This window comes from Corynebacterium sp. HMSC064E07 (assembly GCF_001815745.1).
GTDB lineage: Bacteria > Actinomycetota > Actinomycetes > Mycobacteriales > Mycobacteriaceae > Corynebacterium > Corynebacterium jeikeium_D.
In genome coordinates, this window is record NZ_KV821819.1 from 1 (window position 1) to 20,229 (window position 20,229).

General features: G+C 59.7%; 17 protein-coding genes. 9 read left to right on the forward strand and 8 right to left on the reverse strand.

The features are described 5' to 3' along the window. Positions 1-157: 157 nt before the first annotated feature. Positions 158-517, reverse strand: a complete 360-nt coding sequence (locus HMPREF3053_RS07520; RefSeq protein ID WP_005511805.1) for an FKBP-type peptidyl-prolyl cis-trans isomerase — start codon at positions 515-517, stop codon at positions 158-160. Between the two features lie 215 nt (positions 518-732). After that, complete coding sequence (locus tag HMPREF3053_RS07525) at positions 733-2,028, reverse strand: citrate synthase (protein WP_016423307.1); 1,296 nt, start codon at positions 2,026-2,028, stop codon at positions 733-735. Positions 2,029-2,753: 725 nt separating this feature from the next. Here HMPREF3053_RS07525 and serC point away from each other — a divergent pair. The 3 genes from serC (at position 2,754) to HMPREF3053_RS07540 (ending at position 6,077) form a co-directional block, all read left to right on the forward strand. Then, positions 2,754-3,890: a phosphoserine transaminase gene (gene serC, locus HMPREF3053_RS07530; RefSeq protein ID WP_070429964.1), complete on the forward strand. Its 1,137-nt coding sequence runs from the start codon at positions 2,754-2,756 to the stop codon at positions 3,888-3,890. Between the two features lie 141 nt (positions 3,891-4,031). Continuing rightward, positions 4,032-5,156: a septation protein SepH gene (sepH, locus tag HMPREF3053_RS07535; protein WP_083295721.1), complete on the forward strand. Its 1,125-nt coding sequence runs from the start codon at positions 4,032-4,034 to the stop codon at positions 5,154-5,156. Positions 5,157-5,171: 15 nt separating this feature from the next. Then, the gene (locus tag HMPREF3053_RS07540; RefSeq protein WP_070595312.1) at positions 5,172-6,077 is read left to right on the forward strand and encodes a DUF6928 family protein; all 906 of its coding nucleotides are present in this window, start codon (positions 5,172-5,174) and stop codon (positions 6,075-6,077) included. A 3-nt stretch (positions 6,078-6,080) separates the two neighbouring features. Here the strand turns inward: HMPREF3053_RS07540 and HMPREF3053_RS07545 are convergent, their stop codons facing one another. The 3 genes from HMPREF3053_RS07545 to HMPREF3053_RS07555 all read right to left on the reverse strand — a co-directional run bounded on the left by HMPREF3053_RS07545 (position 6,081) and on the right by HMPREF3053_RS07555 (position 9,328). Further along, positions 6,081-6,953, reverse strand: coding sequence for a TrmH family RNA methyltransferase (locus HMPREF3053_RS07545; RefSeq protein ID WP_069359664.1), 873 nt, complete (start codon positions 6,951-6,953; stop codon positions 6,081-6,083). Positions 6,954-6,962: 9 nt separating this feature from the next. Next, positions 6,963-8,477 carry an NCS2 family permease gene (locus tag HMPREF3053_RS07550; protein ID WP_016423312.1) on the reverse strand — a complete coding sequence of 505 codons (1,515 nt, stop codon included), beginning with the start codon at positions 8,475-8,477 and terminating at the stop codon, positions 6,963-6,965. A 158-nt stretch (positions 8,478-8,635) separates the two neighbouring features. Beyond that, entirely contained in the window at positions 8,636-9,328 is a 693-nt protein-coding gene (locus HMPREF3053_RS07555; RefSeq protein ID WP_224433761.1) for a DUF3027 domain-containing protein, read from the reverse strand. Between the two features lie 23 nt (positions 9,329-9,351). Between HMPREF3053_RS07555 and HMPREF3053_RS07560 the strand changes: the two genes are divergently transcribed. Next, the gene (locus HMPREF3053_RS07560; protein ID WP_070767516.1) at positions 9,352-10,512 is read left to right on the forward strand and encodes a glutaminyl-peptide cyclotransferase; all 1,161 of its coding nucleotides are present in this window, start codon (positions 9,352-9,354) and stop codon (positions 10,510-10,512) included. Between the two features lie 122 nt (positions 10,513-10,634). After that, positions 10,635-11,129 carry a DUF2771 family protein gene (locus HMPREF3053_RS07565; protein WP_016423315.1) on the forward strand — a complete coding sequence of 165 codons (495 nt, stop codon included), beginning with the start codon at positions 10,635-10,637 and terminating at the stop codon, positions 11,127-11,129. Between the two features lie 72 nt (positions 11,130-11,201). Here the strand turns inward: HMPREF3053_RS07565 and HMPREF3053_RS07570 are convergent, their stop codons facing one another. Further along, a complete protein-coding gene (locus HMPREF3053_RS07570) occupies positions 11,202-11,633 on the reverse strand; it encodes a cold-shock protein (protein WP_005511873.1) in 432 nt (143 codons plus the stop codon). An 870-nt stretch (positions 11,634-12,503) separates the two neighbouring features. On the opposite strand from HMPREF3053_RS07570, the gene HMPREF3053_RS07575 reads away from it, so the two are divergent. Then, positions 12,504-13,124, forward strand: coding sequence for a transglycosylase family protein (locus tag HMPREF3053_RS07575; protein WP_016423316.1), 621 nt, complete (start codon positions 12,504-12,506; stop codon positions 13,122-13,124). Between the two features lie 429 nt (positions 13,125-13,553). Here HMPREF3053_RS07575 and HMPREF3053_RS07580 read toward each other — a convergent pair whose 3' ends face one another. Beyond that, complete coding sequence (locus HMPREF3053_RS07580) at positions 13,554-13,742, reverse strand: hypothetical protein (protein WP_016423317.1); 189 nt, start codon at positions 13,740-13,742, stop codon at positions 13,554-13,556. Positions 13,743-13,816: 74 nt separating this feature from the next. Here HMPREF3053_RS07580 and HMPREF3053_RS07585 point away from each other — a divergent pair, with 74 nt between their 5' ends. The 3 genes from HMPREF3053_RS07585 (at position 13,817) to HMPREF3053_RS07595 (ending at position 18,852) form a co-directional block, all read left to right on the forward strand. Further along, complete coding sequence (locus HMPREF3053_RS07585) at positions 13,817-16,333, forward strand: helicase-associated domain-containing protein (protein WP_070767517.1); 2,517 nt, start codon at positions 13,817-13,819, stop codon at positions 16,331-16,333. A gap of 148 nt (positions 16,334-16,481) precedes the next feature. Then, positions 16,482-18,185, forward strand: a complete 1,704-nt coding sequence (locus HMPREF3053_RS07590) for a DNA repair helicase XPB (RefSeq protein WP_016423319.1) — start codon at positions 16,482-16,484, stop codon at positions 18,183-18,185. A 25-nt stretch (positions 18,186-18,210) separates the two neighbouring features. Next, positions 18,211-18,852, forward strand: a complete 642-nt coding sequence (locus HMPREF3053_RS07595; protein ID WP_069359666.1) for a DUF3239 domain-containing protein — start codon at positions 18,211-18,213, stop codon at positions 18,850-18,852. Positions 18,853-18,983: 131 nt separating this feature from the next. Here HMPREF3053_RS07595 and HMPREF3053_RS07600 read toward each other — a convergent pair whose 3' ends face one another. After that, positions 18,984-20,126, reverse strand: a complete 1,143-nt coding sequence (locus HMPREF3053_RS07600; RefSeq protein WP_069359667.1) for an alpha/beta hydrolase — start codon at positions 20,124-20,126, stop codon at positions 18,984-18,986. Positions 20,127-20,229 lie beyond the last annotated feature (103 nt).

The window sequence follows — 20,229 nt, forward strand, 5'->3', positions numbered from 1 at the left end:
GAAAGTGGTGATGCATTCACCGCCTGAACCTACCACGCCTGAAGTGTCATAAACGCAGTCACTTTCTTCGCCGGAAATCCTGCAAACCGCCGACGGAGGGATGGGCAGGAACCGCGAAGCGAAGCTCAGCCGACCAACAGAGCTAGCATGCGGACTTTTACTTAACGTCCAACAGGTCGATGACGAAGACCAGGGTCTTACCAGACAGGAAGTGTCCTGCACCAGCCGGGCCGTAAGCTTTCTCCGGCGGGCAAATCAGCTCGCGACGACCGCCGACCTTCATGCCCGGAATGCCTTCCTGCCAACCGGCAATCAGGCCGTTCAGCGGGAACTCGATGGACTGGCCACGGTTCCAGGAAGAGTCGAACTCTTCACCGGTTTCGTAGTCAACACCCACGTAGTGGACCTCGACACGAGCACCCGGGGTGGCCTCCTTGCCGTCACCGACAGTGAGGTCGTTGATGACGAGTTCCGTCGGAGCCGGACCGGACTTAGCAGTGAGTTCTGGCTTGGACAAGACAATCTCCTATCACAGTTGGCTTTTTCACAGTTGGTATTCAGCCCAACGTAAATGGACCCAACTTAAATGGGGTTTCTTAGAATTCTAGGAAAAATAAAAGGCGCGTACCAACCTTTCGAAGGCTAGTACGCGCCTTTTCGCGTTTTCAACGCTGGACTTTTCTATGCTGAGTTACCTGCGAGGAACCCCCTACGCAGTAATCGCTAGAAACCTTAGCGCTGGTCGCGCGGAACGAAGTCACGCTCGGTCTCGCCGGTGTAAATCTGGCGAGGGCGGTTGATCTTCGATGCCGGGTCAGTGACCTGCTCGTTGAACTGAGCGATCCAGCCCGGGAGGCGGCCGATGGCGAACAGGACGGTGAAGAAGTCCGTCGGGAAGCCCATGGCGCGGTAAATCAGACCGGTGTAGAAGTCAACGTTCGGGTAGAGCTTGCGGGAGACGAAGTAGTCATCAGCCAGTGCAATCTCTTCCAGCTTCATAGCCAGATCCAGCAGCTCGTCGCCGCCGAGGTGCTGGAGCACCTCGTGGGCGGTCTTCTTAGCGATAGCTGCACGCGGGTCGTAGGACTTGTAGACGCGGTGACCGAAGCCCATCAGGCGGACGCCCGGCTCCTTGTTCTTCACGCGGTTCATGAACTCGGTTGCGTCGCCACCGTGGTTCTGCTGGATGTCCTCAAGCATCTCCAGAACAGCCTGGTTAGCGCCACCGTGCAGCGGGCCAGACAGAGCGTTGATACCAGCAGCGATGGAGACGAACATGGAAGCGCCGGAGGAAGCGACCATGCGGACGGTGGAGGTGGAGCAGTTCTGCTCGTGGTCAGCGTGCAGGATGAGCAGCTTGTCCAGAGCGTCAACCACTACCGGGTCAACCTCGTAGTCAGCGGTCGGGTAACCGAACATCATGCGCAGGAAGTTCTCGCGAGCGTTCAGGTTGTTGTCCGGGTACATGTACGGCTCGCCCTTGGATGCGCGGTAAGCGTATGCAGCCAGCATCGGGACCTTAGCCATCAGGCGAACCGCAGCCAGGTTGCGCTGCTCTTCGTTCAGCGGATCCAGCTCGTCCTGGTAGTAGGAAGCCAGAATGTTGACCGAGGAAGCCAGGGTCTGCATCGGGTGTGCGCCACGCGGGAAGATGCTGAATGCGCGACGGAAGTCCTCGTCCAGCAGGGTGTGGTGACGAATGTCGTGGTTGAACTGCGCAAGCTCTTCCTCAGACGGAAGGTGGCCGTGAATCAGCAGGTAGGAAACCTCGTTGAAGGTAGCCTTCTCAGCCAGCTGCTCAATCGGGTAACCGCGGTAGCGCAGGATGCCGTTACCGCCGTCGATGTAAGTGATCTTGGACTCGGTAGAACCGGTGGCGGTGTAGCCCGGGTCAAAGGTGGTCAGTCCAGTTTCCTGGAGCATCTTGCCCAGTGCAATACCGTCGTTACCCTCGGTTGCCTTGACGATGTCCATCTCGAACTCGCCGCCCGGGTAGTGGAGTACAGCCTTGCCGTCTTTAGTAGCCACAACTTCCCTTTCACAGAAAAATTCTTCTTAACGACTCCAGAGTGCGGGGGAAGCAGGCACAGCGGAAAACAGCATGCTGCCTCCCAACTCCACGCCACCCCTTCGGGGTCGCATTGTTTTCAATGATTCAATTATGCGCGACATTTGCGTTCCATTGCATCTTGCCCAGTGAAAAAAGTTTGCTTAGTTCACATCGACCGTGTCGTAACCATAAAGAACCGACACCTGCAGTGGATTAGAACACACAATATCAAAGAGTGTGAGCAGTGCAACACCCTCTACCCCATTCGGGCAGCCTGGGCTTACCCAATCTTGACCCTTCTTCACCCCGAAATGCAAATGGAAAAAACGGGTTTATTACGTTGTCACTGCTCATTTACTAATCAGGAGGTCAGGAGCCCATTCAACAGCCAATGTCTTTAAAAGTTCAAAAGTCATTGAGCCGACGCCCGAAAACACATCGACTAAATCCACAATAATTCACCCCTCGCCGCCCGCCCGAGGCCCCACACCGCCAAGTTTTCAGCACCAACAAAACTGGAAAAAATTCTTCGCAAACTTTGCAAATACGCCAATCCACCCTGTTTTGTTATGCAAAGTACGGAAGCGGGGGCAATTGAACCCCACCCTTTTGCTATAAGTACCCCCGATTACCGCTAGAGTTTGAAGACAACGGCTGTATATCAAGCTTCACTTTGAATGCACTTTGAAAGGTTGCGCCTCATATGAGCGATCAATTCCCAGTCCTCCCTGAAGAGTTCCAGCCCGGCGACGGCCGCTTTGGTTGCGGTCCGTCGAAGGTTCGCCCGGCACAGATTCAGGCAATCGTTGACGGCGGTACCTCTATCATGGGTACCTCCCACCGTCAGCCGGCAGTGAAGAACGTTGTTGGTGAGGTTCGCGAGGGTCTGGCTGAGCTCTTCCAGCTTCCGGACGGCTACGAGATTGTCCTGTCCCTCGGCGGCGCAACCGCTTTCTGGGATGCTGCCACCTTTGGGCTCATCGAGAAGAAGTCCGCTCACCTGACTTACGGTGAGTTCTCCTCCAAGTTTGCCAAGGCCTCCAAGATGGCTCCGTGGCTCGACGCTCCGCAGATCATCGAAGCAGAGCCGGGTTCCGCACCTGAGGTTGTCGCTGGCGAAGAGGGCGTTGACCTTATTGGTTGGGCTCACAACGAGACCTCCACCGGCACCATGGTTCCGGTCACCCGCCCGGCAGGCTCCGAGGGCCAGCTCGTGGCTATCGATGCCACCTCCGGTGCCGGCGGCCTCCCGGTCGACATGTCCCAGGCTGACGTCTACTACTTCTCCCCGCAGAAGTGCTTCGCTTCTGACGGCGGCATCTGGTTGGCTGCAATGTCCCCGGCTGCCATCGATCGTATTGAGAAGATCAATTCTTCCGACCGCTTCATCCCGGCTTTCCTGAACCTGCAGACTGCCGTTGATAACTCCCGCAAGAACCAGACCTACAACACCCCGGCCGTCGGCACTTTGCTGATGCTGGCTGATCAGGTCAAGTGGATGAACGCCAACGGCGGCCTCGACGGCATGGTTGCCCGCACCACCGAGTCCTCCTCCCACCTCTACAACTGGGCTGAGAACCGCGCGGAGGCAACTCCGTTCGTCACCGATGCTGCAAAGCGCTCGCTGGTCGTCGGCACCATCGACTTCGAGGACAACATCGACGCCGCACAGATTGCCAAGGTTCTGCGCGCCAACGGCATCCTCGACATCGAGCCGTACCGCAAGCTGGGCCGCAACCAGCTGCGCATCGGTATGTTCCCGGCCATCGACCCGGAGGACATCCGTCGTCTGACTGGCGCTATCGACTGGGTTCTGGACAACGGCTACGCTGCAAAGTAACAGCCAAATACCGGCCTCAGCCGCATAACTCCCGCGCCACGCGCAAGGGCATTGCCCCATTTGTCCGTGACGCGGGAGTTTTGTCGTTTACCATGATTAGTGAGCATTACTTATAACGTCGACCAACAAGGAGGTTCTCGCATGAGGGAGCTGAAGCCCGTTCTGGACGGCGATGTGACCGATTCACTGATTCTCGTTCCCGCCGATATCACCGAGCAGGAACGGCAGGAGGGACTTCGCTTCACGCTGCCTCTCGACGAGAACCTGCGCACTTTCCTGGTCGAGCACTTCGAGCTCGCCGATGCCGCCGGTTCCCCTGCTGCAGCTGATTCCGCATCGCTTGCCGACGGATCCAGCGCCGCCACCGCCACTGCCAGCGGTAGCTCTGGGGAGAGTGCTACCGCAGAGAGGGGCTCCACCGACGGAAGTTCCACTAGTGGCAGCACAGCGGAAGCCACCACCGCAAGCGGCGACGCGGCCGAAGGCAGCGAGGCGGCCGGCAACTCCGCTACGGCAGGCGGGGCACCGAAGAAGACTCCAACGGCGCCGAAGCCTGTTCTGGAAGAGCCTCGCGTAGTTTTGTCGCCGCGCGAAATTCAGGACCGCATTCGCAGCGGTCAGACGGTGGAGGAGCTCATTGAGTACAGCGGCATGCAGCCGCGCAAGATTGAGTCCTTCGCCTACCCGGTGCTTGCAGAGCGCGCACGTATTGCGGAGCTCGGCAAGCAGTCGAAGCCACGTCGCATTGATGGCCCGGCCAAGTTGTCCCTGTGGGAGATTCTCGCCACCGCTTTTGCCGCTCGTGGCCAGGAACTCGCCGATGCCTCGTGGGATGCCTACCGCGACCCGAGTGGACAGTGGATTGTGACGGTTACTTGGAATGTCGGCCACACCACCAACGTAGCTGAGTGGAGTTACCAGGCGGAGGGACTTTCCGCACTCACCATTGCTCGCAATGAGCTGGCAGCAGAGCTGATTGACCCCGACTTTGCCCGCCGCAACCGAGACTTGGCTCCGCAGGCCAATCGAGCTGCTGATACCGCGGATACCTCTGAGATGCCAGCCGCATGGCAGTCTTCGGCGGAGCCGCAGCGAGGCCACGGGGAGCAGGATGTTCCGTCGCAAAGCGACGTCGACGACGATGTTGACGAGGCGGAGTTCTTGCAGCACCCGGACGCGGAGCAGCCGAAGCGCAAGAAGAAGACTGTCATGCCGTCGTGGGAGGATGTGCTACTCGGCGTACGTCCGAACGGCCCGAAGAAGTAGGAGTTTCCCTCGACAATGAGCTCCATGAACAGTGGCAACGCTTCTGATTTCGAATTCTCCGCGATTCGCCGCGGTGTAGTCACGATTTGGTTTATCAGCACCAATGACCCTGCTGCGACCCTGGAGACAGGTGTTCAGCATGACCGCGGTTTCGGGCGTCGTTTCCTAGCTCTCTATGACTCGACGTTGCCGGTAACACCGATTGGTGATTTCCCGCTCAACCGCTCGGCGGAAACCGGTGACGGTGAATACTACATCGGTGGATTTGAGGGCGTTGCCGTACTGCAGACGGTTCTCGATGATGTCTCGCAGCTGTCCAAGCTGTCGCCTCGTCTGCGCCAGGAGATTGCCGCCACGGACGTCTACGCGAGTGTGTCGAATAAATCCACGGGCTTCGGTGCCTTTGCGCATTGGCACGATGGTGAGCTCAAGCGTGCTTTCTCCGCTACTCGCTACCGCACACTGGAAGACATCGGTCTTCCCTGCCCCGCAGAGGGCAGCTTCTGGGCGGGCAAGCACCGCCCGCTGCCCGATGCTTTCGAAGGTACGGGTTCACGTCCACGCGAGGGGGTCGGTTTGCCGTTCGTTCCGGCAGAGCTTGCCGACGCCGTCATCACCGACTGGCTCGGATTCGACCCGCATTCGCCCGCTACCGATATCCCTGTTAGTGGTTTTGCGGTGGATGGCCGTCGTGCGGCTCCCGGGGCTTCGTATTCGACGTCTCGTAGTCCACGCGGGCTAATGGGTGAGCCGGGTTCGTCCGAGTCTGGCGCAGAGCTTGACCGCGCCTACGACGACTACGAAGTTCACAACGCAGAGCCGAACCGAGACTTTCTGGAGGAGCTCAGTCGCTTTGGGGCTAAGGCCAAGAACTTCGCTGGCCGCACCTGGCAGCGGGCGCGAGGCAAGTTCGGGAAATAGTTTCTACCGCCCTGCGCGCTGCGACTGAACGCGCAGTCGCTCGTAGAACGCGATCGCCGCGGAGGTAGCCACATTCAGGCTGTCAGTTCCCGGTGACATGGGAATGCGAGCACGCACATCGGTGGCTGCCATCGCGTGCTCGGTAAGCCCCTGCCCCTCAGCGCCAACGAGAATCGCGACCTTGTCCGTGTCCATGGCATCCCACAGGTCCACCGTGCCCGCAGGGGTCATCGACACCACGCGGAAGCCCTGCTCTTTGAGCTGGTCCAGGCTTCGCTGCCAGGTGGTCGTAGTACCGGGCAGAGTCGCAAATGGGACTGTCAGCACATGCCCCATGGAAACGCGCACGCTGCGGCGATACAGCGGATCGGCGCAGGCCGCGCCGAAGACGACCCCATCCACGCCCATGCCCGCCGCGTTACGGAACAGGGCTCCGATGTTCTCGTGGTCACCGACTCCCTCCATCACGGCCAAGGTGGTGGCTCCGCTCAGAACTTGGTCCACCGATAGCTCCGGCGCGCGGTCAGCGGTGGCCAGAAGGCCGCGGTGAAGATCAAATCCGGCCGCTGCGGCCAGAACCTCGCGGTCGAGTTCAAACCAGGGCACCGTTTCCGCAATAGCGGCCTCGCTCGCGGTCAGTCCGTCGGCAAGCGATGCGAGCTTCTGGCGAGTACCAAAGACTGCGCGGAGCGGAAAGCGTGAGCGCACTAACCGCGGCACAATGAGCGTGCCTTCGGCGATGACCAGCCCCTTCCCACCGGGCAAATCGGGGCGGGAATCGGACTTGTTGAGGTTGCGGATGTCATCGAGACGGCTGTCGGCGGGATCGTCGACGACGATGGGCGCAAAGCGTTCGAGGGATGCGTTGGTACTCATGGAAACTCTTTAGCCGCCCAGCAGAGCGGTGAACGGATCGGCGGCGAAGTAGATGATGAACAGGCCGGAGACAATCCACATCAGCGGATGTACGGACTTGGCACGACCCGAGAAGATAGCCATCGCAGCAAAGGTGATGAAACCGATGCCGATACCATTTGCAATCGAGTAGGTAAACGGCATGGTGACAATAGTCAAAAATGCCGGCAGTGCGATGTCGAAACGGGTGAAATCAATCTCGGTAATCTGCCCGATCATCATGGCACCGACGATGACCAGCACTGGCGCGGCAGCCTCGATGGGCACGATTTCATAGAGCGGGGTGAAAAACATCGCTGCCAGAAAGAGGATGCCGGTGACAATGTTGGCAAGGCCAGTGCGTGCACCATCGGCGATGCCCGCTGCGGAGTCCACAAAGACGGTGTTCGACGAGGAGCTGACTGCACCACCGACAATGGCACCGGTGCCTTCGACAACCAGTGCGCGCTTCATGTCCGGCAGCACACCGTCTTCATCGACAAGTGCGGCCTGCTTGCCCAGACCAGTCATCGTGCCCATGGCATCGAAGAAGTTCGCCAGGACCAAGGTAAACAGCAGCATGGTGGCGCTGAGGGCACCGACGCGGGCAAAGGATCCGAAAAGATCCACAGCTCCAACGAGGGACAAGTCCGGCATGCCGCCTACGCGGTCCGGCAGAGTCGGTACCGCAAGATTCCAACCGGTCGGCACTGGCTTGCCATCAGCGAAGGAGGGGCCCGCATCCGTCAAGGCCTCGACTGCGAGCGCAATGATGGTATTCAGCACGATGCCGATGAACAGGCCACCTGGAATATTGCGGACAACCATGATGCCGCAGATAATCAGCCCGAGGACGAACACGGCGGTCGGCCACGAGGCAATCTGACCATTGATGCCGAGCTGCACCGGAACAGTCGTGTCAGCGGCATCGGGAATACGGCGAACCAGGCCACCGTCGACCAGACCAATCATGGCAATGAATAGGCCGATACCCACACTCATCGCGGCCTTCATATCGGACGGAATCGCGTGGAAGACAGCTGTGCGGAATCCGGTCAGCGCCAGCAGCACGATAATCACGCCGTCCAGCACGACCAGGCCCATCGCTTCTTCCCAGGCCAGCCCCTCGTTAGCAACGAATGTCACGGCAACCAGGGTGTTGATGCCCAGGCCCGTCGCAATGCCGAAGGGGTACTTGGCAAAGAGACCAAAAGTAATGGTCATGACACCCGCGGCGAGCGCGGTGACAGCGGCGACCTGTGGTATCCCCAGGCTATTGCCGTTGACATCCTCGATATTGCCGAGGATCAGCGGGTTGAGCAGAATGATGTAGGCCATCGCGAAGAAGGTCACTACGCCACCGCGAATCTCGGTCACGGTCGTCGAACCGCGCTCCGTGATGTGAAAATAGCGGTCCACTGCCGAAAGATGGCTCCCCTTCCGTGCAGGCTTGGAGTCCTTCGCCTCATCTGAGGATGTTGCAGAGGTGGACGTACCTTTGTCCATTTTTTATGCCTCTCTAGAGTCTCTTTACTATCCGTGTCACGTGTTTATCCGTGTCAGAGCGGAATTTTTGTGCCGAAAACCGTAACGGTGCAGTCTCTGGGGCCACGGTGGCGTCGAAACTGCACCTTCTTCGTCATCGCGTTTGCCTAGGTGGAAAGCTACAGGTGGGAATCCTGGTAGGGTTCCGCCACCGGTGCACCCTGCCCCGTTACTTCCGGGATAGCTGAGTGAGCACCGCAGCCGTGGTCAAAGCTTACGGCCGTGGCATCGAATGTCCATTCGTTAACGCACACGCCCCAGTTCTTACCGAGCGGACCGGTCAGCGGGACCATAAAGGCGCAGGTTCGGCAGCGGTGCAATGCTTCCCGAGCAAAGTCACTCTCGGGGCCGGTATCGCCCTCTTCCCAACGCTGCTCGGTGTCTTCCACACCACGCGCCGACAAGGTGCGGGTCTGCAAGTCATCGCCGTCGAGTCGCTCATCTCCCACTGCAGCCGGCAACAAATCGCGCGGACCGAGGTCACCGGGGCGCAGCCGCTCCTCGTAGGGCACCCATTCAGGCGCCTGCAGCGCGGTTTCGCCAGGGACAAGAGCCACTTCACTGACCGTCGCCTGTTGAGTGCCCGGCGCGCACGCGACCACCACATGCCACTCCCAGCCCCTGTATCCGGGCAGGTCAGCCGCAAAACGATGCACCGCAACGCCCTCGCCTACGACACTTACACCGGTGTGCGCGCCGGCAGGCCCCTCCCCGAGCTCTTCAATCGCGGTACGGGCAGTGTCGACCGCCTGGTGATTCATCACCTTCCCCCGTCGGCGGCTGTTTCGGGAACGTCGTCGATTTTCAGTCACGTTTCCTATCCTAGAGTGAAGCTATGGACAGATTCCCGTCGGGCGACGCAAAACCCGCCCGCACCTTCCACTCATCACGCTTTACGACGGCCCGAGCTGCCATCCTCTCCGTGGCAACTGCCGCCCTATTGGCCGGTTGTGCGGCTGAAACTGGTTCAGGTGGCAATCACTCAGGCGAGGCCACTACTAGTAGAGCTAGTGCCGGCTCGAACTCCGGCACCGCCCCAAGGTCGACTTCAGCATCGGTTAATCCCTCCGAACTGGTCGGTGCCGATAAGGTGCCGGGGCTCGGTGACGTTCCGACACTGAAACTGGCCATCGAGCAGTCCTATCCTGTCTCGGCTCCACCACTTCCCACGGAGAAGAACGTCGCTGCGCCTTTTGTCCAGGGCCTTGAGTTCGAACCCGATGGCTCTTTGTTGATGGGCACCGGCCTCTACGGCGAGTCCCAGATTTACCGATTACCGCAGTGGCTCGACAACTCTGCAGCCGAGCCGACCAACGTGGAAGATTTACAGCCTGAACTCTTCGGCGAGGGGATTACCCGTCATGGAGATACCGTGTGGCAGCTGACGTGGAAGGAAGGACGCGCCATTGAACGCGACGCGGCTACTCTCAAGCAGCGTCGCGAGGTTCCCTTCGACACCGAGGGCTGGGGCGCGTGCTCCTTCGAGGACACCATCGTGACCTCCGACGGCAGTGGCACCCTCACTTTCCGCGCCCCCGATGACCTCTCTTCCCAGCGTCAACTGCCCGTCACTGCAGCAGGTACAGAGACAACGTGGCTCAACGAACTCGAGTGCGTCACTGTCGACGGCGACGCAGCTCCGGACGAAGTGCCGGACGAAGCACCAGCGGACACGAGCGATTCAAACAACCAGAGCAACGCGGACGGACCAAACTCCCCGCAATCGCACCGCGAGATTTGGGCCAACGTCTGGCAGAGTCCATTCATCTACCGCATCAACCCGGAAGACGGAAAGGTCACAGGCATCGTCGATGCCACCGAACTCTTCCGCGACCTGTACACGCAGCTCTCCCCGGCAGAGCAAAACAGTATTGATGTGCTCAACGGCATTGCTCTAATGCCGGATTCTTCCTCTACCTCCCCCAATGGCCCCCGCCAGTTCCTGCTCACAGGGAAGAAATGGCCCACGGCCTACCGTGTTACCGTGAGTGAATAGCAGTATCTGGCCCGAAAACGGCTAGTGTGACTGAACGTAGCTTCAATTCCGTTACGAATGTCGGGAAGTGAGAGTTGATGGGATCGAGTAGGCGCCGCTGGCAACAGAATAGTAAGGCGTTCATGGTTGTCGGCGCTATTGTCGTGGTGGGTCTTGTCGTCACCGGCATTGTCCTTGCTGTCAATAAGTGGACCAACCAGGCAATCGACGACCCTCACGCGCTGTCCATCGAAGTCATTCAGGACGGCGAAACCACAGAGGTTCTTCCCTACCGTGTCTGCGACCTCTTTGAGAAGAATGCCTGCACCACGACTGAGGCCAACGCCGCCAAGATTTCTCTGGGCGAGCAGGAGACAGCTGAGGTTAACGTCGGCTCCACTGTTGGCTCTAACTCTTGGACTCTGCAGCGTTTCTTCTCCGACGATGCGGTCAACTCCACCTCTCGCAAGGATCCGGGCGAAGCCACGACCGAGACCATCGCCGGCTCCGCAGCTGTTGCCGGCAAACGCACCCCACTCGGGGTCGTGGAGGTTTCCACCGCGCTCATCGGAAAGAACTCCGAGGGTGAAGAGACCACCTACGGTATTACTTGGTCGATCGTCAACGAACCGTCGTAAAGCACAGCAAAACGCCCGCTCACTGAGGTTATCCACCTTCGTGAGCGGGCGTTTTTCACATCTTCTACCGACTTACGAGTCCAGCTCGCGCGCGACCGCACGCAGGACTTCAGCCATCTGGTGGCCGTCCTTACGCTCCGGGTAACGCCCGGCGCGCAGGTCACGCTGCACCGTCGACTCCAGCATGGAAATCATGTCCGAAATCATGCCGTTGAGATCGCTGGGGCTGTGCTTCTTTGCTTGACGACGGGCTCCTGCGCCCCCACCTGCCCCGCCACGGCGGTGACGGGCACCGCGCGGTCCCTCGTCGAGCACCTTGATCCGGAGAGCCTGCGGGCCTGGGCGGCCGTCAGCGTAGTCGTACTCCAGGCGCTGACCAGTTACGAGTTCTTCCACACCTTTCGGCAGCACGTTCTTGCCGATGTAGACATCTTCACCGTCCGGATTCGAAACGAAGCCAAAACCGCGATCCTTGTCGTACCACCTGACCTTACCGATGGGCACTTTCCACCTAACCTTCCCGTGCCCTGTGACTGGGGGCACTCAACCTCGTTCCCCCTTGTGCAGCGGTGACTGCCCTTCGGGGTCTTCGGATCGGAGATGCAATTCTTCCGCATTTGCCACCGTCCTCGCACGCACAAACGGCCAGAGTTAGAGGCTCGCTCGCGGCGAGCCTGGCCAGACAGGATCGCGAGGATATGCCGGGCCGGGCGCTGTCTTAATGGTGTTCCTTTAATTAAGGTGCGACCAAAACAGGACGCACTCCAACGGGGAACACATTATTTATTACTGCTTACTAGTGCGAAGTGGCGGCAGCGGTAGCGGCGTGCATGTGCACGTCACCTCCGATTACCTAAAGAACTCAATTATACCCATAGATGGAGACATAAAGGGAAGACGGATTTGAGTGAAGCGAGCACGCTCGCGGATTGACGCACCGAGACGGCAACTAACTGCCAGCGTTGGTTCTTTATGACTATCTCTTATGGCCTCTTTTCAAGTACCGGAGACGCGCCAAAACAGGAAAAATAACAAGACGATAACGTGAGCTTTATCACATTTTGAAGTTTTAACTTACACATCACCAATAACAGTCACGTCTCTTACCTGCAGTTTCACCTACTTTTATGCATATTTCCCACCTGCGCTCAAAATTAAGAATCCGGCGATTCGCGTGACTATTTCGTTATCAACCGCTACGGTGTGCAATCGACGCGTTTAACGGACGAAGTCGCATAGATCGCCTTCATCTCACTCCAGTGCGATGACATCGGCCCGTTATCAATAACGTGAAGAACTTTCCATAAGAGTGAGATGGGGTTGCATTAGCCCCACTGGCGCCACAAAGAAAATCGACGAAAAGGAAATTTTCATATGGCTCGCCACGCAGCTAAGACCAACACCTTCGCTTCCACTTCGGCAAAGGTTGCACTGACCGGCGCAATCCTCGGTGCCGGTGCCGCTATCTTCGCACCGACCGCTTCTGCAGCTCCGGACTCCGACTGGGACCGCCTGGCACAGTGTGAGTCCGGTGGCAACTGGCACATCAACACCGGAAACGGCTACTACGGCGGCCTGCAGTTCTCCGCAAGCACCTGGAACGCTTTCGGTGGTAACGAGTTCGCTTCGACCGCTGATCAGGCTTCCCGCGAGCAGCAGATTTACGTTGCTGAGAAGGTCCTGGCTCAGCAGGGTTGGGGCGCATGGCCGGCTTGCTCCGCAAGCCTGGGTCTCTCCTCCGGCCCGACCGATCGTCCGCACCCGAGCCAGGGCTCCGCTCCTGTTCGCGCACAGGCCGCTCCGGCAGCTGCTGCTTCCGACTCCAAGACTGACCTGGTTCAGCAGTTCGCTGACCGCCTGTCCAACGTCGACAGCCTGTCCGACGCTCAGGCACTCATCGCTGAGTTCCGTGCACTGACCGGCGAGGTTGAGCTCCCGCAGGAACTGGTCGCAGCCATTCCGTTCGACCTGTCGAAGCTGCAGGGTCTGATTTAAGACTTTCGAGCTAGCCAGCTCATCACAGTAGCCCCGAGGGTAATCCCCCTCGGGGCTACTTTTTGCCTTCCGCAGGTTGGCGGTGCCGACCCAATGTGAATTAGTGCCTGCGTGAGTTACTGCTTGCGTTTATGGCTGGCGACGGCGTGCCAACGCGAGTTAGTGACTGCGTTTATGACAAAAATGGCCCGAAAAATGGCTTGAAAGTGTCATAAACTTACACAGTTTCACATTTGCAGCTCGCATCCATGGGGGCCATTCCGGTGGATTGACCGGAAACGGGCTTGAATAAGGTCCAGCCCCACTTCAAGCGCCCCTACTCAAGCCCCCGCCCCGAGGCCACTGATGTGAAAACCCGCAGCCATGACTGAACTAGCAGTCACGGCTGCGGGCCTCCAGCAGATGTAGCTCTGCTAAGAACCTAAAAGATTACTTGTTAATCACCGTGGTCGGGTGCACGTAACCCAGAGTCTCCGGATCAACCGGGAACTCAATGTCGCCGAAAGGCGAATCTGCACCAGCGTGGTGAGCAATCAGTTCAGTAACAGCGTGCTGACCAGGCTCGAGGTCCTTCGGCCAGCCGGGATCGACATAGGATTTCTTTGCAACGTTAGCCATGCTGAGATTATCCCAAAAATTTTCTCCCCAGTCACCTTCTCCCCTCCTTAAATCTCACTAAAGTGGGGATTGTCATGACTAGCACCACCCCCTTTGCACTCTTTTCCGACTGGCTGGCAGGTCAACCAGACCAATTTGTGGGCACTATCCTCAGCAATCGCCCCGATGCGCTGTCGCCACCGCCGAAGTCTTCCCAGGTGCTAGCGGCAAGGCTCCAGCTCCGCGCTTCTGTCTCCCGCGCGCTGACCAGACTGCCCGCACTGGAGCTCGCCTGCATTGAGGCCGCCGCCGACCTCGGTGCTGACGCCGACCCCGTCACTGCGGACGCCCTCATCGACTACATTCTCGACTTACTCTCTCGAGCAGAGGTTCCCGCCAATCAACGGCCCACGGCCACGCATATTCGGACAAGCCTCGATACCCTGCGCGAATACGGACTCATCTGGGGCAACGGTCCCGGCCCCCGCGGCACCTTCACCGGCAAGTCCACCCGCAAGAAGCCTCTGCCCTGGCAGGACTACTTCTGCCTCAGCGATGAGGTCGCCACCTCGTTGCCACCTGGCTGGTATCTTCTGCCCAATCCCGATGGCCCCAGCCGCAGCCAGCTACGCACGGCACTCACCGAGGTCACAGACAGGCAGCAGCGTCTCCTGGATACTCTCGCCAACTCCGGAGGGCTCGGCGTCACAAAGGACGCTCATCCGGATGCCGACCCTTCACTGCCGGTCCCAGCGCTCATCAACGCCGGCCTGCTCGAACGCATCGACGAGGGCACCGTCCGCCTGCCCGCCACCGTTCGCGCGCTTATGCGTGGAGTCGGGCTTGCCGACGACGACGTCCCCCTGCGCCCCGAAACCCCCGCTACCCAGGTGATCGCCAGCGGTAACGACCGTGCTGCCGCCACTGCCTGGGAAACTTTGCGACAGGCGACTGACCTGCTGGACTTGCTGGGAACCGACCCCGCGCCGACCTTGAAAAACGGTGTCATCGGAGTGCGGGAAACCCGCAATCTCATCGAGGAGCTCGGCGTCGACATCTCGGAGCTGGCTCGCGGCGTGGCTAATCTCAGTGCAGCGGGCCTGGTTCATGTCGGCACTCCGCATCCGGTGCCACTGCATGACACCGGTGGTGACTATTTCGCCCCCACGCTGGCAGCCGACGGCTTTCTCGACGCCGATCTGGTTGACCGGTGGGTGAGTTTGACGGTCGGCACTCGCACTAGCGACGCAGCTCCCTGGCGGGTCGACCAGCTCAATGAGGAAGGCAAGCGCATTGCTCTGCTCTCCCCACAAGCTCGGCTCTCCGGGGTACCGTCAATCCGGGAAATGGTGCTGGCCTGCTGTGCGCAGGTGGCGTCGTCGGCAAGCGACAACGACGTCATTGCTCTGACTGACCTGCGTGAATCCGCCGCCTACTACTACCCAATCACCAACGCGAGGTGCACAGACGAGACGCTCAGTGGCGTGGTCGACGAGCTGGTCGCCCTCGGCATCGTCGTGCGGGACCCGGGCGTGGAAACGATTTCCGTCGGCCTTAGCGAGGTCGGCAAAGCCATGGTCGCGCTCATCGAATCCGGTACCGCCGAGGCCTTCGACGATCTGCGTGCCGCCTGTAACAACCTCTTGCCGCCGAACGCCTCGTACCTGATGGTTCAGGCGGACAACACCATCGTCGTACCGGGCCCCGCATCCCCGGAGATGGAACGCATGCTCAGTTCGATTGCGCAGCTGGAATCTCCCGGCCTCGCCAGCGTCTACCGCGTGACCGAAGACAGCCTTCGCGATGCCCTCGACGCCGGCATCAATGCCGCCGATATCTCGGAGTTTCTTTCGCGCTACGCCGTCGGCGAGGTGCCGCAGTCCATTGCCTATTTGCTTGACGACGTCGCCCGCCGCCACGGTCGTCTCCGCGGTGGCCCCGCAGCTTCGTTTATCCGCTGTGACGATCCGGCCCTGCTGGCCTCATTCCAGAGTCACCAGGCTGGACAAAGCCTGGCGTTGCGGAAGATTGCCGAAACGGTGCTAATTAGCCAGGCCCCGCTTGCCCAGGTGATTGAGACCGCTAGAAATGCGGGCTTTTCCATCATCGCCGAAGATGCAGAGGGTTTGGTGCTGGATCTCGGTCGCGCTCCCTGCCGCATTGAGGCGCCGGCTCCGGTGCCCGCTGCGCGTACAACGATGCCCGAACCGGAACGCATCAGCCAGGCGTTGACGGCTATTGCCGATGGCAACCGTGCTGCTGAGCACGCCGGTAGTTCCAGTGGCGCTACGGCCAGTGGCAGCACTGCTGGGGTCTCTGGCTCGGCTGCAGATTCGGCGACAGGTACGGGGACAGCTGCCGGTGCCAGCACTAGCACCAATGGCACGAGCGACTACGCCTCCGGCACCGAAGCGTTCAAGCTTCTGCAGCGCGCGGCTCGCCATGGCGACGACCTGTATTTGAGCTACGTTGACCGCAACGGCAAACCCGGCCGCAAGCGCGTGCGCCCAGTCACCGTCTCCGGTGGGCAGGTCGATGCTATCGACCCGGCCACCAGTCAAGTGCTGCGCTTCCTGCTGCATCGCATTACCGAAGTACATCCTGTCGACTAGGCGGCGGGCGCGCGGACCGTCGTAAAGCGATGCAGAAGCGAATGTGGCGGTTCGGGATGATTCGAGCCCGTGACGCATCTTCTGCGTAATCGTGGCAGAATTGACCTTTAGCTTATTTTTGGTCGAATGTCTGCGAGGCGAGGAAATAATGGGTTTCGGTACGGGGCCGCTGATCGTCCAATCGGATAAGACGGTGCTGCTGGAGGTCGATAATCCGGAGGCGGATGCGGCACGCGCGGCGCTGGCACCGTTCGCGGAGCTCGAACGTGCTCCTGAACATGTGCACACCTACCGCATCACCCCGCTGGCGCTGTGGAATGCTCGCGCCGCCGGTCACGACGCGGAGCAGGTGGTCGATGTCCTCGAGCGCTTCTCCAAGTTCCCCGTCCCACAGCCGCTGCTTATCGACGTCGCGGAGACCATGGACCGCTATGGTCGCCTGAGCCTGACCAAGCATCCAGCTCACGGCCTTATTCTGGTCTCACACGACCCTGCGGTACTGGCCGAGGTGACCAAGCACAAAAAGATACGTCCGATGCTCGGTGAGCAAATCGATGCCGACACCTGGACCGTGCACCCCTCCGAGCGAGGCCGTATCAAACAGGAGCTGCTGAAGGTCGGCTGGCCGGCCAATGACACCGCCGGATACATCGACGGTGAGGCACACGCCATCGCTTGGCAGGATCAGGGCACCGGAGGCCACGACACCTGGGAACTGCGCGACTACCAGCGCATGGCGGCTGATTCCTTCCGCGAAGGTGGCTCCGGCGTCGTGGTGCTGCCCTGTGGCGCAGGCAAGACAATCGTCGGTGCGGCGGCCATGGTAGACGCGCAGCGCACCACTTTGATTCTGGTCACCAACACCGTCGCCGGCAGGCAGTGGCGCGACGAGCTGCTGCGACGCACCTCGCTGACCGAGGACGAAATCGGCGAGTACTCCGGCGAAAAGAAGGAAATTCGCCCCGTCACCATTGCGACCTACCAAGTGGTCACGCGCAAGACTAAGGGAGAATACCGCGCACTCGAGCTATTCGATTCCCGCGACTGGGGCCTCATCATCTATGACGAGGTCCACCTCCTGCCCGCTCCTGTGTTCCGAATGAGTGCGGATCTGCAGTCGCGCCGTCGACTGGGGCTCACCGCTACCCTGGTGCGCGAAGATGGCCGCGAGGGCGATGTCTTCAGCCTGATTGGCCCGAAGCGCTACGATGCCCCGTGGAAGGACATCGAAGCCCAGGGCTGGATCGCACCGGCTGACTGCGTTGAGGTCCGCGTGACCCCGACCGAGTCCGAGCGCATGCTCTACGCCACGGCTGAGGCCTCCGACAGGTATCGTCTGGCCGCAACGACGCCGACGAAGATTCCCGTCGTCAAGCAAATCCTTGCCCGACACGAGGGCGAACCCGCTCTGGTGATTGGTGCCTACCTGGATCAGCTCGAAGAGATCGGCGAAGAGCTCGGCGTCGACGTCATCGAAGGAAAGACGTCCAACGCCAAACGCGAGGAGCTCTTTGGGAAGTTCCGGCGCGGCGAGATCAACACGCTGGTGGTCTCCAAGGTTGCGAACTTTTCCATCGACCTTCCCGAAGCCTCTGTCGCCGTGCAAATCTCCGGCACCTTCGGTTCCCGACAGGAGGAGGCACAGCGCCTGGGGCGTCTCCTGCGCCCGAAGTCCGATGGTGGTGGCGCCGTCTTTTACTCGGTGGTGACTCGCGATACGCTCGATACCGAATACGCAGCTCACCGCCAGCGTTTCCTGGCGGAACAGGGCTACGCCTACCGAATCGTCGACGCAGACGAGTACCTCGGGCCCTCCCTGCCCGGTGATTCCACCGCTAGCTCGGAATCCTAGAAAACTGGATAACTAAAGGACTGCCATGAACTTTCACTTCCCCGTCAACCGCGAGCACACCAACGCCAACAACGAGTACTACCGCGATGCCCGCCGACTGCTCATCTCCTCCGGCATTTTCTCTGCTCTGCTGCTCGTCGGCGCTGTGCTGGTTCTAATAGTTTTCGACCGCACGCCGTTTGTTATCGGCAGCGCGGTTATGCTTTTCGCCCTCGCAGCTCTCTACGTCGGCGTTACCTTCCAGGTGCGACGCGCAATTAAGGATCCGCAAGAGCTTTACGACGAATCCCCGCTGGTTCCGGCCATGATTGCGCGTGTGGATGAGCGAACCATGGTGCTGATGACCTTGGTGGACATGCGTAAAGACCCCTCCGATGGCGAGCCCGTCCCGGCCCTGGCTACACGAACTGTCACCACGATTTCCGGGGTTCCCCGCCGTGTGGGCGCGAAGGTGCCAGCTGTTGCTGTGGCCGGTACGCACAAGAGCCGCACCGAGTTCTACGACGAGATCACCCCAGTGCCGCTCGCGTGGTCCACTCCAGACAAGTCAGTCATTGCCCAAGCCCAGCGCAATATTCCGGTCAACGATTGGAATGTGCTCGAACGCAACATCGACCGGGTGGAAGAGGTACACGCAACGAAGCGCAATCTCCTGCCGCTGCACTAGTCGGGGGCTGTTAGCCCCGACCTTTTGGCACTGAGCTGTTCTAGCCCCGCCCCCGATTTCCCTTAGCAGCGCTCCCCTCCGCGGTGCTCACATGCACAGCGAGAGCGCCATTAGGAACTGAAACGGGTTGACTAGCTCTTACCCCAGGACTCTTCGTTCTGCCGGTCAATCGCTTCCTTATCGTATTCACCTGCCGGGTCCTCTGGCAGCTCACGTTCCGTGTGAGTGGCCTCTAGAATGAACCGCGCCGCGTCCGTAATCTGCTCTCGCTGAACCTTTGGAACCGCAATCTGGTGAGTCGCCAAGAATACCGCCTGAGTGGCGTCTCCACCTGCCTCCTCGACCTTCTTCAGGTACTCGGTAGCTGGCCGAACAACAGTATCGCGGGAGGCCGCCTGAACGTGGACACGCATGCTTCGCGACGGCTCATGCAATCCCGGTGACACTTCCTTTGCCGAATCATCAGAGGTGCCGAAGAATGCCTGCAACCACACCGCAGGAGCACCACGCAGGTCTAGAGCCGGGGCAACGAGCAACAGAGCAACCGGAGTGTCTTGACTAATCTGGTCTACCGCGGAAACAACGTTGTGGCCGCCTGAAGAGACACCATAAAGAACTAACGGGTTCTGATCACTGATGGGCATTGCACCCAATTTTTGAAGCTGCAACGAATCATCTGCGACAGATGCGACTACCCGCGCAATGTCATAGACGGCCTCAGATACCTTATTCTCTGGTGCGAGCCGGTAATCCACGTCCACAACAATTGCGCCCGATCGGGCTGCCAGGGCAGCCATATTTGGGCCGAAGGAATTCTCACGCAGACTGCCGTCGCCCATCCAGAAAGCGCCGCCGTGTGCGGCAACTACCACAGACCCGGTTGGATCCTGTGGGACAAAAACCCGCACCGGAACGCTAGGACTATCCCCCACCGTCGTATCCGTCACCTCTACTTTGCCGTCGGCATACGCAAGGTATGGCGAGGAATGGTTGACGGCCGCCCCCAGGACCATCATTGAACCGTGAATGATGGCGTCTGGCATACGAGCGCCGCGGTCATTGACTGAAGCACGAGCCTTCTTAATGTCTTCCTCAGAGGCACCCAAGGGCACAACCTCGCTCAAGTAGGAATAGGCCGAGACGTGTTCTTCGAGCCATTCAATAAGCTGTTGTAGCTTACCTTCTTCGGTCGTTACGGGAGTGAAGTTGTCTTGAGCCTCGTCCTCAGAAGAAGCGAGGTTAACCACATCGGAGTTAGGTGTCTGATTAGTCATAGAGACAGTCTGCCACAGAGAGCCAACGAGGATTCACCAAAAGAGGAAACCGAGGATCCGATCGACGCTTAGTTAATTCCGTTTACCTGTGGGTAAAACAAAA